Origin of the sequence: Empedobacter sp. GD03865, assembly GCF_029840775.1 — a bacterium.
GTDB classification, from domain to species: Bacteria; Bacteroidota; Bacteroidia; order Flavobacteriales; family Weeksellaceae; genus Empedobacter; species Empedobacter falsenii_B.
Genome location: NZ_JAOCDF010000028.1, coordinates 1 through 14,300, shown reverse-complemented (window position 1 = coordinate 14,300; position 14,300 = coordinate 1). Strand labels below are relative to the sequence as shown.

Sequence of the window (14,300 nt, the reverse complement as noted above, 5' to 3'; positions counted from 1 at the left end):
TCATGCTGAGCATGTCGAAGCATCTCAAATTATTAATTGTTTTGATTCAAACAATTAAACATATAATGAATAATTTATTAGTTAAATTTGCTCATTACCACATTAAAAAAAATTATCAAATTAGATATGGAAGCATACGTAAAATCAGATATACAAAATGGAATTGGTACAATTGAATTCTTTCACCCGCAAAGTAATTCAATGCCAGGTTCTCAATTAAGAAATTTAGCAACAGAAATTGAAAAATTAGGAAACGATGACGAAGTAAAAGTTATTGTTTTAAAAAGTGCTGGAGATAGAACATTCTGTGCTGGTGCATCTTTTGACGAATTAATTTCAATCAAAGATCGTGAAACTGGTCTAGAATTTTTCTCAGGATTTGCACATGTTATCAACGCAATTCGCAAAGCACCAAAATTTGTTTTAGCACGTATTCAAGGTAAAGCAGTCGGAGGTGGAGTTGGAATTGCTTCGGCAGCAGATTATACTTTTGCAACAGAATTTGCGTCTGTAAAGTTATCAGAATTAGCAGTTGGTATCGGACCGTTTGTAGTTGGACCTGCTGTAGAACGTAAAGTTGGAAATTCTGCTTTTACACAAATGGCGATTAATGCAACTGAATTTCAGTCGGCTGAATGGGCGAAAGAAAAAGGTTTGTATGCAGAAGTTTATGCAAATGCAGTTGAAATGGATGAAGGCATCGATATTTTAGCTAAAAAATTAGCTAATTCAAATCCAGAAGCAATGAAACATTTGAAACGTGTTTCTTGGGAAGGAACAGAAAATTGGGATGAGTTATTAATCGAGCGTGCAAAAATTTCGGGTGAATTAGTTTTATCAGAATTTACGATTAACGCGATTAACAAATTCAAAGCAAAATAAGAATACAATATAGTTTATAAAAAAATCCACTTCAAAATGAAGTGGATTTTTTTTATAATTTAAAATACTCGTCTTTATAATATTTACTTTTCTTTACATATAAAATATCTTTTTCTGGATTGAGAATTAGATTGAAACGTTTAATCAAATCGCCACCCATAATATTTTTGTGTTGAATTTTTATTGTACTATCAAAAAATGACATTGGTACATTTTTGAATGTTTGATTTGCCAATTCGAAATTAGGTAAAATTGATTTTTTGGAAAGTATTACATTACCAGCAGCATCATTTAGTTTTGATTCTCCAATAATTTCAAATTTTTCTAATAATTTATATTCTTTTACAAAATCATCTGAAATCATCAATGCACCAGAAAAACCTGTGTGAATCATAAATTCTGTTTCAATCGGTTTTTTGTCAATAAATGGAAAAGCTTTTATATACAGTGTTTCTTGAGAATATCTCGAATTTAATTTTGTATACTTTTTTAGTTTGGTAGGAGCTTTATCATAGACATATAACTTGTTTTCATCAAAATTGATTTCGAAATATTTTCCTTCAAAAAATTTCAAACCAATTTTTCCATCACTCTCATGTCCAGATTGTTTGTCAATAAAAATTGGAATTTTGCTGAACTCTTCATTACCAAATTTAATTACATTGCTTTGACTCATTTTCATATCCGAATATCCCGCCCAAGATGTCACATTGTTTAATGTATCAGAAATCGAAATAGATTTCATTTTTTTGTAAGAATCATCGATAATCGTAATATAATCAGAGCCTGTATGTAGCATCAGTTGTACCGTATCTTTTTGATTGATGATAACTGGCACTAAAATATTATTGTATTTTGTTAATCGAAATGGAATCTCTTTTACGATATTCTGCCCGAAAATTACAATTGAAATAATAGTAAAAAGTAACGAAAATATTATCTTTTTCATTTAGTTGTATAATTTCATTAAAAGTAAACTAATTTGTAGAAATGATTAATATGCTATAATTAAAAATATTCCTTTTAAATTTGTGGTATGGGAGTAGCTGAATTATTACTAAAACGCAAACAAGAATTGATTGAAAAGAATAAAACTGAAGGTTTAGCTTTTCGAGAAGAATATAAATTGAAAGAAGGTGTAACCGAAACTGAAAGTGGATTATTGTACGAAATAATCACATTGGGCGAAGGAGTGAAGCCAACTTTATCCGATACCGTTTTGTGTCATTATCATGGAACAAATATCAAAGGTGAAGTTTTTGATAGCTCGGTTCAACGTAAGAAGCCAGCCGCTTTTCCTTTGGAAAATGTAATAAAAGGTTGGGCGGAAGGAGTACAATTAATGCCAGTTGGAAGTAAATTTAGATTTGTTGTAAAACCAGAAATTGGTTATAAAGATCGCGAAATTTCAAAAGAATTAGGACCATATTCTACCATGATTTTTGAAGTAGAATTGATGGGAATTTTATAAAATATTAAAAAGCAAAAACCTCCAAATTTTGGAGGTTTTTTTATGCTTAATTTTTTGCGTTATTGCGACGTTTTTTCTTTAAACGATTCGTTTGAACTAATTGTTTATGTTTTGGATCTTTTAATTTATCCACTAAAACTTGTAAATGATTTTCTTCTTTTTTTGCCTTTTTAGCCATTTTTTAGGTTTTTAATTTGATTCAAATTAATCATTATTCTTCAAGTAGTCAAACTTATTTATTTAATTATAAAATATTTAACGTTTATTTTTTAGGTTTGTCACTCATATAAAAAATGATTTTTCCACCATTCACAATATCAAAATGATTTAAATTGAACGAAGAGTAAGACTTTCCATTAAGTTCTATTTTTTGGATGTAAACATTCTTCTTCGATTGATTTTTCACTTCAATTTCAAATTGTTTTCCATTCTCTAAATTCAATTTAGCATGATCTACCAAAGGACTCCCAATTGTGTAATCTGTCGATCCTTGCTGAACAGGATAAAAACCTAAAGCACTAAAAATATACCACGCACTCATTTGTCCAGTATCATCATTTCCGCCCAAACCATCAGGTGTAGGTTTATATTGCATTTCCAAAATCATTCTGATTTTTTCTTGTGTTTTCCACGCTTGTCCCGCCCAATTATACAAATACGCAACATGGTGTGCCGGCTCATTTCCATGAACATAACCACCAATTATTCCTTCACGCGTAATGTCTTCTGTCTCCGCAAAATATTCGTCAGGCAAATGCATCGTAAATAATTTGTCCAATTTTGCTCCAAACTTCTTTTTTCCACCCATTGCTTCAATTAATCCATTTGGATTTTGAGGAACAAAAAAGCTAAAATTCCACGAATTTCCTTCAATAAAACCTTGTCCATGTGTATTCAATGGATCAAATTCTTTCTTGAAACTTCCATCCGCTAATCGAGGACGCATAAATCCAATCGAAACATCATAATTATTTTTCCAATTCTCAGAACGCTTCATAAATGTTTCATATACATCCATTCGATTCAATTTTTTTGCAGCTTGCGCAATCGACCAATCATCGAAAGCATATTCTAACGTATTCGAAATTGATGTACCATTTTTCTCAGCTGGAATATAACCTTTGTCGATATAATCGCCAATTCCTTCATAATCACGTTTATTTGCCGTAACAATACACGCGTCCAAAGCAGCATTTGCATCTTCGTTATAAACACCTTTTACAATCGCATCTGCAACAACTGTAACAGAATGATAGCCGCTCATACACCAGTTTTCGTTGGCATAATGCGACCAAATTGGCAACATTTTTATTGGATTTTGCTCATAATGTTTCATCATCGATTTTACCATGTCATTGTTGCGTTTTGGTTGAATGATATTGAACAACGGATGCAGTGCACGATAGGTATCCCAAAGTGAAAAAGTGGTGTAATTTGTAAAATCTTTGGCTTGATGAATTTCTTGATCCAAACCTTTGTACTGCCCATTCACATCCATATAAGTTGTCGGATTGATGAAGGTATGATACATCGCTGTATAGAAATTTATTTTATCATTTTCTGAAGCTTTAATCTGAATTCGATTCAATTCCTTGTTCCAATTTTCTTTTGCTTCGTTACGCACTTGTTCAAAATTCCAATGTGGAATTTCTGTTGTCAGATTTTCTAACGCATTGGTTTGACTGACTGGAGAAATCGCAAATTTGATTTTTACTTTTTCATCTTTTTCTGTATCAAAATCGAAATACATTTTGATCTTTTTTCCTTCGATTAATGGAAAATTCTGAGTTTCGTTCCATTTACGCCAAAAACCTTTGTAATCAACTTGTCCGTCTTCATTTTTCTGTCCATAATTTTTAAATGGTTTTGAAAAAGTCATCGCAAAATAAACCGTTCTATTTCTTGCCCAACCTCGTGTTTGTCTATAACCCGTAATCAATGTGTCATTCACCACGCGAACATACGTCCATGTATTTTTGTCATCATAATTATAAATTCCAGCATTCAAATCCAAAATAATATGCGAATCAATCGATTTTGGAAATGTATATTGATGAAAACCAACTCGAGTAGAAGCGGTCATTTCTGCCCAAATATTATAATCATCCAATTTGACTTTGTAATATCCAGTTTCGGCAGTTTCGTTTTGATGCGAAAATCGAGAACGATAACCGCTATCAGGATTTTGAGCAGTTCCGGGATTTAATTTTAATTTTCCAACGGTTGGCATAATTAAGAAATCACCCAAATCAGAATGTCCTGTTCCATTAAAATGTGTATGACTAAATCCTGTTATTGTTTTATCTTCAAAACGATAACCCGCACAATAATTATAAACTTTTGGATTGTATTTGTGATTGATAGCATAAGGAATAGAATCTGTTTCTGGGCTTAATTGAACAGCGCCAAAGGGAACAGTTGCACCAGGGAAAGTATGTCCCATTTTTTCTGTTCCAATCATGGGATTGACATATTTTACTAAATTCTGTTGCTGCGCAAAAGCAAGAGAATTGAGTGAAAGTAGAGCGATTACTAATTTTGTTTGCATCGATTTTTAAGTATTAATTTGAATAAAGTTAAACAAATCGAGCATAAAAAAAGGAAAGCTTTTTAACTTTCCTTTCGAATCTTTATTTTTTATAAAATCATTTCGGGAATTTCTCCTTCAATAATTAATTTTCCTTCAGTTGCATTTTTGATGTCTTCCACAGAAATTCCTGGTGCTCGCTCTAATAATTTGAAACCACCTTCTGGTAAAACTTCTAAAACAGCTAATTCAGTAACAATTTTTTTGACACATTTTATTCCTGTTAAAGGAAGTGTACATTCTTTTAGAAGTTTAGATTCTCCTGCTTTGTTCACATGTTGCATGGCTACAATAATATTATCAGCCGAAGCTACTAAATCCATTGCACCGCCCATTCCTTTTACCATTTTTCCAGGAATTTTCCAGTTGGCAATGTCTCCATTCTCCGAAACTTCCATTGCGCCAAGAATTGTTAAATTGATTTTTCGTGCGCGAATCATTCCGAAACTCATCGTCGAATCAAAGAAAGCTGAACCTGGTAAAGTTGTAATCGTTTGTTTACCCGCATTGATAAAATCAGGATCTTCTTCACCATCGATAGGGAAAGGTCCCATTCCTAATAATCCATTTTCTGATTGTAAAACAACATTTACATTTTCGGGAATATAATTAGCAACCAACGTTGGAATTCCGATACCTAAATTCACATAAAATCCGTCTTGTACTTCTTTTGCAATACGTTTTGCAATACCATTTTTATCTAACATTTTCTTTTATGATTTAGGTTGAACAGTTCTATTTTCGATACGTTTCTCGTATTTCGCACCTTGAATAATTCGATTGACATAAACGCCAGGCGTATGAATTTGATTTGGATCTAATTCTCCAATTTCTACCAATTCTTCCACTTCGGCAATCGTAATTTTTCCACACATAGCAGCTGGATGATTGAAATTTGCTGTTGCACCACGGAAAACTAAATTCCCCGCTGTATCACCTTTCCACGCTTTTACAATTGCAAAATCAGGCTCGAAAGCATATTCTAACAAATATTCTTTTTCGATTCCGTGAAAGGTAAATTTTCTGATTTCTTTTCCTTCAGCGACTTCAGTTCCAACTCCAGCAGGCGTAAAAATTGCAGGCATTCCATAACCAGCAGCCATTAAGCGAGTAGCTAAAGTTCCTTGCGGAATCAATTCAACCTCTAATTCACCTGAAAGCATTTGACGTTCAAATTCTGCATTTTCTCCAACATAAGAAGAAATCATTTTTTTGATTTGTCGTCCTTGTAATAATAATCCCAAACCAAAATCATCTACACCAGCATTATTACTGATACACGTAAGATTATTGATTTTTTTGTCCACTAAACCTTGAATAAGATTTTCAGGAATTCCAGAAAGTCCAAAGCCTCCAACAGCCAGCGTCATTCCGCTTTCTACACCTTGCAGTGCTTCTTCGATGCTGTTTACTTTTTTGTTTATCATTTTTGTTGTGTTTGATCGTATAAATTCTATTGCTAAAGATAAATAAAATCGAATCATAATTCAATTAACCTACAAAAATCTTGGGTTAACCTCTAAAATTTAGTCGAATTAAGATGATAAATTATATTTGTTTCAAGATAATATGAAGTATGATAAAGTTGTGTAAAGCTGAGAATCGAAATTTATTTGAGAATAAATATATCAGAATTAATGCGTTAAATGATGATAATTCTATTTCTGATTTTGCTTTTATTGATGATGTTGCTGTGAATGGTCAAGGTACTTATCAAAAAGTAATCAAGGAAAGTGGTTATTTGATTTTGTTGCCTTTGATGAATAATATTCGTTTGAACATGAATGGTTTTAATTGGAAAATTGAAGTCAATCAATCGTTTATTTATTATTTAGACAAAGGAACCATTATCGATGTCGAAGGTGAATACAGCAACGATTATTCGTATTTCTATTCGTTATTTTTGGTAAAAGAAAAACAGCAAATTGCTAAAATGATTGTTCCAATTGATTTTGAACGAGAGAATAGATTAGAGAAAATTATTCGCCATGATTTGTTTAATGTTTTTTTAGGAAAATTTGATTTGAGAAGAGAATCAGAAATACCAATGAAAAAAGTTGAAAGAAATTGGTTAATTATTTCGTTAACAGGAATTTTTGAGATTCATAATCGTTTAATCGAATCCAGAGATTTATTGGAAATTAAGTCAGATGAACACGTAGAATTTGAATCGTTGAGCGAAAATTCTTTGTTAATGGTGATTGATTACTAATACTAAAAATACATTACAAAATGGAAAGAAAAGATTTTATAAAAAATAGTTTGGGTTTATTGGGCGCAAGTTTAATTGTTCCAAAAGTGTTGATGAGTTGCAAAGACTCTAATGTTGTAAATGATTGTGAACTATGGGCCTCTGAAACAGAAGGTCCATTTCCTACAAAAAAGCCAGAAGATTTTTTATCTAAAAATATAAAAGGTGATCGAACAGGAGTAGAGGTGACAATCAAAATTAATGTAACCAATGTTGATGAAAGTTGTCAACCCTTAATAGGCGCGATTGTTGATATTTGGCATTGTGATAAAGATGGAAATTATTCACAATATGGCGGAATGCGTATGCAACCAATCGATTATAAATCGTATAAATTTTTGAGAGGTAGACAAGTAACTGATGAAAATGGAAATGTTGAATTCAATTCTATTTTCCCAGGTTGGTACGAAAGTCGTGCAACGCATATCCATGTGCACATTTACAATGCAAATGGCGTTTCGATAAAAGTAACGCAAATTGCTTTTCCAGAAGGTGAAAATTCTGTTGTAGAAATTGTAAATTCAGCCAAAAAATATGGTTATACAAAAGGTTTGACAGGTTATACGTACAATGCGAATGACAATGTCTTTTCGGATGATACAGACGGAAATCAATTGGCAAAAGTGAGCGGAAGTTTAGAAAAAGGATATACAATTGAAGCAAATATTGTAATTTCTACAGAAAATATAGAGGAAGCAAAAGAGCCAATGGGCGGAGGGCTAGGAATGCCACCACCTTTTGATAGAAAACCAAAAGATGAAAACAATTAAAAAAGTTCAGTTTGCTTATCGTTTAGTGATTGATGCTTCGACAACGTCAATTTGGGAGAAATATGTTTTTGATGCGACGTACAAAGAGTATTATTTGCAAGAACAACTTTTTCAGCAAGAAACGTATAAGGTAGAAACTTTTCGAGAATTGTTGCGTCAAAATAAAAAAGCAACGCAATTGCATTATTTGGTGGGAATGGCGGCGATCCCATATATCGAACAATTGGAAGGAAATTTGTATCAAATCACAGATAATTTGAACAAAATCTACCTTAATTTTGTAGATTTCGAGTTGGATGTTATAAATTCTTCTAATCAAAATCATGCAAATCACAAGGTTGCGCTTACATTTTACACCAAACAATATTTCTATTTTGGAGAAGTGAACAATCATTATTTAATTTCTTCGGATGAAGAATTAAACGTAAATATTAAAACGTTGATGATTCCAAATAGACAGCATTTTTCTATTGTTTCAATTGAATTAGAAGATGAATAAAGTAAAAATTACAAAGAGAGAAATCGTTATTTTCAGCATAGTTTCAATCATTTTTATGTTGATTCCGTTTATAGCTGCGCCAAATTTTTCGAGTGATCAATCCATTTTCAAAACAGGTTTTTTCAAGCGAATGCTTTTTGAAAATATCTTATTGTTAGTGTTCTTTTTGGTGAATTATTTCGTGTTAATTCCAAAATTATATTTTCAGAAACGTTATTTTTTCTACATCGTTATTCTCATCATTTTCTTTTTTGTGGTGTATAAAGTTCCAGAATTTGCGTTTCATTTTAACAAAGTTCCACCAAAAATTCCGCCTTTTAATCGTTTTGAGTCTCGAAAACCGCCTCGTAATTTTATGATGTGGAGCCCGAAAATTATTATGTTTTCGATGATGGCGATTGTTTCGCTTTTTATTCGACAAAATAAACGTTTTCAGGAAATGAAAAATGAAAAACAATTGTCTGAAATTGCTTATTTAAGAGCACAAATCAATCCACATTTTTTGTTCAATACGTTGAATAATATTTATGCTTTAACGCTTCAAAAGTCAGATTCTGCTTCGGATGCGGTGATGAAATTATCCAAAATGATGCGATTTGTAGTTTCAGATTCTTCCAAAGATTTTGTGCCTTTGCAACAAGATTTAGATTATATAAAGAATTATATTGAGTTGCAAAAATTGAGATTAACGAACAAAGAATCTGTTATTTTTGAGGTCGAAGGAAATTCTGCAGATTTAAGAATTTCGCCATTAATTTTAATTAATTTTATCGAAAATGCATTTAAATATGGTGTGATTGATGAAGCTTCGGAACCTGTCATTATTTCGATAAAAGTTGAGCAACAAACACTATTTTTGAACGTAGAAAATACCATTTCGAAAGAGGTAACTCCTGAAACTGAAAAAAGTGAAATTGGTTTGAAGAATACGAAAAAGAGGTTAGATTATTTTTATACAAATCATTATAAATTAACTATTAATAATGATTTATCTAAATTTATTGTTGAACTAAAAATTTTCTTGAATGATTAAAGTAATTGCGATAGATGACGAGCCTTTAGCATTAATGGTAATCGAAAATTATTGTTCGAGAAATGAACATGTCGAGTTAGTGAAAACATTCTCAAATTTGAAAGATGCACAGAAATATATCAATCAATTTCCAATCGATTTGATGTTTTTGGATATTCAGATTTCGCGTACGAATGGAATGGAATTTTACAAAAATTTAGAAAAGAAAATTCCTGTTATTTTTACTACGGCTTTTGCAGAATATGCGGTTGATGGTTTTAATGTTGCGGCGATAGATTATTTGTTGAAACCGATAGATTACGATAGATTTGAAGAAGCAGTGAATAAAGCAGTGTTGATTTTGGTGGATAAAAAACTGAATGAAGACAAAGATTTTTTGACGATTAGAGCCGATTATAAATTGAATAAAATTGCCTACGATGAAATTGATTTTATTGAAGGTTTGGACGATTATGTAAAAATTCATCTCGCAAACGGAAAACGAATTACTGCTCGAATATCGATGAAATCTATCTTAGAAAAACTGCCCGATCAACTTTTTGTCCGAGTTCATCGATCTTATATCGTTTCGATAAAAAAAGTGAAATCAATTCAAAATAAAGTCTTATATTTGAAAGACGAAGAAATTCCGATTGGTGAAACGTATAAAAATGTCATTCTAGAATTTTTCAAAATTTAAGAGGTTAAGAAAATGGAAAAAAAAGTGATTAGTCGATTTATCGTAAACATTTTTTTTTCCAATTTTTTTTTAATTCTACTTTCTATCGTGCTCAATATAGAGACGAATATCAAAATTGGTTTACCGTTTAATTCAATTGCGTATTACGCTTTTATTAGCACCATTACCGTATTGTTTTATTTGTATGCCTACAGAATTCCAAAATCTTTAAAATCATCAAGTAATCCAAGAACTCAGTTTTACATTACTCATCGTAAATCTGTTTGTATTTATACCGCTATTTTAGCCGTAATCGCTTTAGTTTCTGGAATTATTTTAGCACTAAATTGTTTACCGAATTACGAAATATTAACTTGGAAATGGTTGGCTGTCTTATTTTTTACAGCAATTTTATCCTTTGGATACTATGATTTTAAATTCGGAATTTCGTTACGTAGAACAATGTTGTTAAAACCGTTTTTAATTAGCTGGACTTGGGCAATTACAACCGTTTTTTTACCAGTTTTATTTTTGATGTTGAAGAATGAAACACATTATGTCATAGATGCAAAATTCTATTTTCTATTTTCTCAAACCTTTATGTATTGCGTTGTGAATGCGATTCTGTTTGATTTGAAAGATTATGAAGATGACAGTAACCGAAACTTAAAAACCTTTGTTGTAAAATATGGTTATCATTTTACATTAAACCGGATTATTTTGCCCTTAATATTTCTAGGATTTTTGAGCTTTGTTATTTTTGGAATATGGTATGGATTGCCGTTTCATCGCATTTTGTTCATGTTAATTCCAATTGTTTGTTTAGCTATTTTTGCATTTAAACTCAATCGTCCAAAAGCAATTTTATATTATTTAATTGCGATAGATGGAATGATTTTGTTGAAAGCAATTTGTGGAATTTTAAGCGTAATTTTATTCGAATAATGAATTACAATTTTATTGCGCCATATTATCATTCGTTGAGCCAGTTGATTTTTTTGAATCGTCAACATCAAGCTCATTTTGTGATTTTAAAACATTTGAAAGAGAATGATAAAATCTTGTGGGTTGGAGGAGGAGCGGGAAAATTTATCGCTGAAATAGAAAAGTTAAATCTAAAATTGGATATAGATTATGTTGATTTTTCTTCGAAAATGATTGATTTAGCGAAAAAAGAAAAAACGTCGAACTTAAATATAAATTTTATTGTTGCGGATATTTTTGATTTCGAAACGGATAAAAAATATGATGTTGTGATGACTACTTTTTTGTTTGATCATTTTAATCAATCCAAAGCAGAAGAATTATTTAGTCAATTAAATTCGTATTTGAAAGTAGGAGGTTTGTGGTTTTATGTTGATTTTGTACAAAATCAGAAAGGTTGGCAAAAAAGTGTAACGAATGTGATGTTGAGCTTTTTTAGAATTGTTATTGGTTTGGATATTTCTCAATTACCACAAATGAAGCAAAGTTTTATGTCGTATTTTAAAATCGTCGAACAAAAACTCTTTTTCAAGAAATATATAGAGAGTATTGTTTATCAGAAGAAATAAAAAAAGCGATTCAATTTATTGAATCGCTTTCATTTTACATATAATCGGTGTCTAATTTACCTTTTTTGAATTGAATGATATTCAGTTTATTCATTGCCCAAATGCATGGATACATCGGATCAAATTCCCATTTCTTAACTGCGAAATTAGGACGTCCACCAAATTTATGGTGATTATTATGTAAACATTCTCCCCACATTAACCAGTCAATCGGCATTAAGTTTGTCGAAGTATCTCCAACATCATAATTACGGTAACCTAATTTGTGTGAAAACCAGTTGATGATTACACCATGTAGTGGACTCATTAAAACTTGCATTGGAATGAATACAAAATACGTCCAAAGTGGAGCATCAACAGCAACATAAATTAATATGTAAATGATTACCCAAGCTAAACGTACAGCATTATTTCCTGCAAATCTATCCCAAGAACGCCAAGAAGGAACGCCTTTTTTGAATTTTTCTAAAACTTGTGTTTTATCGTGGTCAATTTCGTTGTAAACAATACGCGTTCTCCACATCATCGCAAAGAAATTTGGATCATATTGTGGCGAATGTGGATCTTTTTCTGTGTCTGCATACGCATGGTGATGTCTGTGCATAACCCCGTATGTGTAGGGACTTAGATAAGATGAACCTTGAAAAATCCACGCTAAAACGTGAAAGATTTTTTCCCAAGCTCTTGACATCGTAAACATTGCATGTGATGCATATCGGTGATGAAAAAAAGTTTGGAAAAATAAAGAAGCATACCAATGTATAACAAAGATAATGATTACTGCTGTCATTACTAATTTTAAATTTTTACAAATATAATCCTTAGGATTGTGAATTCCACTAATTAAAATCATAGAACTCATAAAATTATTGATTATTTATAATGAAAAAATTTAATTTTTAATAGACTTTAATCAAATAAATTATCCATTTGTTAGTAAGGTTTTTACGTGTAAATGTTTAATACTAAATGCATTGATTAAATAAATGTTAAAGTTACACACCTAAATAAGCAATTATTTCTCTTGCAATTGCTGCACCAGCTCTATTTGCACCCATTGAATGGGCAAGCCTTCTCTCACACGTTTATCTACAATTGCTACGGCTTCTTGTCCTAATTCTTCGGTGAATTTGTTATTTCTAAAATCGAATGATCTTCTTTTTACCTATGTTGTATAGGTAGCTTTTGAGATTTCGTCTAATAATTGAACGGCTTCTAATCACAACGATATCAACTTTGTAAAATAGTTCTGAATGATTCATTTTATAAAGCTAATTAAAAATATTTGTAAAGTCATGTGAAGAAATCGTTTTATTTGGTTTTCTTCTGAATGCGATATGTAAATTGTGAAACTTTACATCCCCAAAGTTTTAGAGTTTGAATTGCTTGTAAATGATTATCTTTTTCTTTTACAATTAATTGATCGGTAAATGAAGATATAAATTGAGCCCAATAATTGTGTTTAGCATCATTCAATAAAAAGTAGAAACCAGCATCTCCAAATTGTTTTCCGCTCGAATCTAAAATCAATTCATTCTCATGACTGACTCTAGGACTCATAATAACTGTTGCATTGCCTTTTGGTAAAGGAAAAACAGCTTTGATACAGGTTTTGGCAGAAGGAAGTTAATGTCTCAAACCATTTATTTTATTTGTTTTCAAAGGGAAAAGCATTAATTTAAAGGCTTGAAAATAGCTAAGCTTTGCGATATGATAAGAGAAAATATTCATCTATGCAAAATACTATTTTAAAAATGAAAAGATGAAGTTGTCATTAAATATTTTGAAAGGAATTTCAAGAAAATTAAATATCAATATATAATGTTCTCTTTACTTAGTTGAGGTAGTTTTTATATTTAATCACTGTTTATAAAAAGATGAAATAATTAGAAACTTTTAATTTGATTGACAATAATTTGTACTGAGCTAAAGTACAAATAGAAACTTGTTCAAGTCATGATCCTACTTACTATATCATAGGAACTAATCTGTTATTTCCAATTTAAAGTTAATAAAGAGAGGTTCTGTAAATAGAAGTTTATGTTATCTCTATTTTAATTTGTCTAAAATTCTATTTAATCTAAAAAAATAATTCAGGATAATTATATTTTTATTCAATATTAATTATATAAAAAATAAGCATATAATTAGTATTTTAATAAACTAAAGCTATTTATTTTTTGTAACATTAAATAAAATGCATTATTTTTTATTTTAGGTTATTGTATTTTTTATTTTCTATAACTTTGTAAATATTGGTTAATAAAAAATTTATGAAAAAAATTTTACTTGCTATAGCATTTGCTGCACCTTCAGTATTTGTTTTAGCTCAAGTAGGGATTGGTACTAATGATCCTAAAGCGACATTAGATGTTACAGCAGTTAATTCAACAGGAACTTTAGAAACTGTAGAAGGTGTTTTAATTCCAAGAGTTGATAGAGAGAGAGCACAATCGATGCTTAATGTAGATAAGTCTACAATGGTTTTTATTAATAATATTAGTACAGGGTCTCAAACAGGCACAGCTATTAATATAAATGCAGAAGGTTTTTATTATTTTGATGGATTGGTATGGGTAAAACTATCATCAGGAAA

The 14,300-nt window shown here is 30.7% G+C and carries 16 protein-coding genes and 1 pseudogene; 10 read left to right on the top strand and 7 right to left on the bottom strand.

The window, feature by feature from the left end; translation table 11 throughout:
• The first annotated feature begins 126 nt into the window (after positions 1 to 126).
• The gene (locus N5D46_RS10835; RefSeq protein ID WP_280037666.1) at positions 127 to 882 is read left to right on the top strand and encodes an enoyl-CoA hydratase/isomerase family protein; all 756 of its coding nucleotides are present in this window, start codon (positions 127 to 129) and stop codon (positions 880 to 882) included.
• A 52-nt stretch (positions 883 to 934) separates the two neighbouring features.
• Here the strand turns inward: N5D46_RS10835 and N5D46_RS10830 are convergent, their stop codons facing one another.
• Entirely contained in the window at positions 935 to 1,831 is an 897-nt protein-coding gene (locus N5D46_RS10830; protein WP_280049951.1) for a hypothetical protein, read from the bottom strand.
• Positions 1,832 to 1,918: 87 nt separating this feature from the next.
• Here N5D46_RS10830 and N5D46_RS10825 point away from each other — a divergent pair, with 87 nt between their 5' ends.
• A complete protein-coding gene (locus tag N5D46_RS10825; RefSeq protein WP_125350278.1) occupies positions 1,919 to 2,353 on the top strand; it encodes an FKBP-type peptidyl-prolyl cis-trans isomerase in 435 nt (144 codons plus the stop codon).
• 46 nt (positions 2,354 to 2,399) lie between these two features.
• On the opposite strand, the gene N5D46_RS10820 is transcribed toward N5D46_RS10825, so the two are convergent.
• The 4 genes from N5D46_RS10820 to N5D46_RS10805 form a co-directional block, all read right to left on the bottom strand.
• Entirely contained in the window at positions 2,400 to 2,531 is a 132-nt protein-coding gene (locus tag N5D46_RS10820; protein WP_257468234.1) for a hypothetical protein, read from the bottom strand.
• A gap of 84 nt (positions 2,532 to 2,615) precedes the next feature.
• Positions 2,616 to 4,901 (bottom strand): GH92 family glycosyl hydrolase, encoded by a 2,286-nt coding sequence (locus tag N5D46_RS10815; protein WP_125350279.1) that lies wholly within the window; start codon positions 4,899 to 4,901, stop codon positions 2,616 to 2,618.
• 89 nt (positions 4,902 to 4,990) lie between these two features.
• Positions 4,991 to 5,647: a 3-oxoacid CoA-transferase subunit B gene (locus N5D46_RS10810; RefSeq protein ID WP_219035112.1), complete on the bottom strand. Its 657-nt coding sequence runs from the start codon at positions 5,645 to 5,647 to the stop codon at positions 4,991 to 4,993.
• A 6-nt stretch (positions 5,648 to 5,653) separates the two neighbouring features.
• Positions 5,654 to 6,367: a CoA transferase subunit A gene (locus tag N5D46_RS10805; protein WP_038331757.1), complete on the bottom strand. Its 714-nt coding sequence runs from the start codon at positions 6,365 to 6,367 to the stop codon at positions 5,654 to 5,656.
• A gap of 149 nt (positions 6,368 to 6,516) precedes the next feature.
• Between N5D46_RS10805 and N5D46_RS10800 the strand changes: the two genes are divergently transcribed.
• The 7 genes from N5D46_RS10800 to N5D46_RS10770 all read left to right on the top strand — a co-directional run bounded on the left by N5D46_RS10800 (position 6,517) and on the right by N5D46_RS10770 (position 11,704).
• Positions 6,517 to 7,152, top strand: coding sequence for a hypothetical protein (locus tag N5D46_RS10800; RefSeq protein ID WP_280049950.1), 636 nt, complete (start codon positions 6,517 to 6,519; stop codon positions 7,150 to 7,152).
• A 20-nt stretch (positions 7,153 to 7,172) separates the two neighbouring features.
• Complete coding sequence (locus N5D46_RS10795; RefSeq protein ID WP_084106837.1) at positions 7,173 to 7,961, top strand: intradiol ring-cleavage dioxygenase; 789 nt, start codon at positions 7,173 to 7,175, stop codon at positions 7,959 to 7,961.
• Positions 7,948 to 8,460: a hypothetical protein gene (locus tag N5D46_RS10790; RefSeq protein WP_038331522.1), complete on the top strand. Its 513-nt coding sequence runs from the start codon at positions 7,948 to 7,950 to the stop codon at positions 8,458 to 8,460. Before N5D46_RS10795 ends, N5D46_RS10790 begins: the two co-directional genes overlap by 14 nt.
• Positions 8,453 to 9,493 carry a sensor histidine kinase gene (locus N5D46_RS10785; RefSeq protein ID WP_052217523.1) on the top strand — a complete coding sequence of 347 codons (1,041 nt, stop codon included), beginning with the start codon at positions 8,453 to 8,455 and terminating at the stop codon, positions 9,491 to 9,493. The genes N5D46_RS10790 and N5D46_RS10785 overlap by 8 nt, the downstream gene beginning before the upstream one ends.
• Positions 9,486 to 10,172, top strand: a complete 687-nt coding sequence (locus N5D46_RS10780) for a LytTR family DNA-binding domain-containing protein (RefSeq protein WP_038331524.1) — start codon at positions 9,486 to 9,488, stop codon at positions 10,170 to 10,172. Before N5D46_RS10785 ends, N5D46_RS10780 begins: the two co-directional genes overlap by 8 nt.
• Positions 10,173 to 10,259: 87 nt before the next feature.
• Positions 10,260 to 11,096 (top strand): hypothetical protein, encoded by an 837-nt coding sequence (locus tag N5D46_RS10775; protein WP_280049949.1) that lies wholly within the window; start codon positions 10,260 to 10,262, stop codon positions 11,094 to 11,096.
• Entirely contained in the window at positions 11,096 to 11,704 is a 609-nt protein-coding gene (locus tag N5D46_RS10770) for a class I SAM-dependent methyltransferase (protein WP_219035107.1), read from the top strand. The genes N5D46_RS10775 and N5D46_RS10770 overlap by 1 nt, the downstream gene beginning before the upstream one ends.
• Positions 11,705 to 11,738: 34 nt before the next feature.
• On the opposite strand, the gene N5D46_RS10765 is transcribed toward N5D46_RS10770, so the two are convergent.
• Both N5D46_RS10765 and N5D46_RS10760 read right to left on the bottom strand, forming a co-directional pair.
• On the bottom strand, positions 11,739 to 12,566 hold the full coding sequence (locus tag N5D46_RS10765) for an acyl-CoA desaturase (protein WP_347881027.1): 828 nt from the start codon (positions 12,564 to 12,566) through the stop codon (positions 11,739 to 11,741).
• A gap of 449 nt (positions 12,567 to 13,015) precedes the next feature.
• Entirely contained in the window at positions 13,016 to 13,264 is a 249-nt protein-coding gene (locus N5D46_RS10760) for a hypothetical protein (protein ID WP_125349312.1), read from the bottom strand.
• A 713-nt stretch (positions 13,265 to 13,977) separates the two neighbouring features.
• On the opposite strand from N5D46_RS10760, the pseudogene N5D46_RS10755 reads away from it, so the two are divergent.
• Positions 13,978 to 14,300: pseudogene (locus tag N5D46_RS10755) on the top strand (hypothetical protein); the annotation flags it as partial.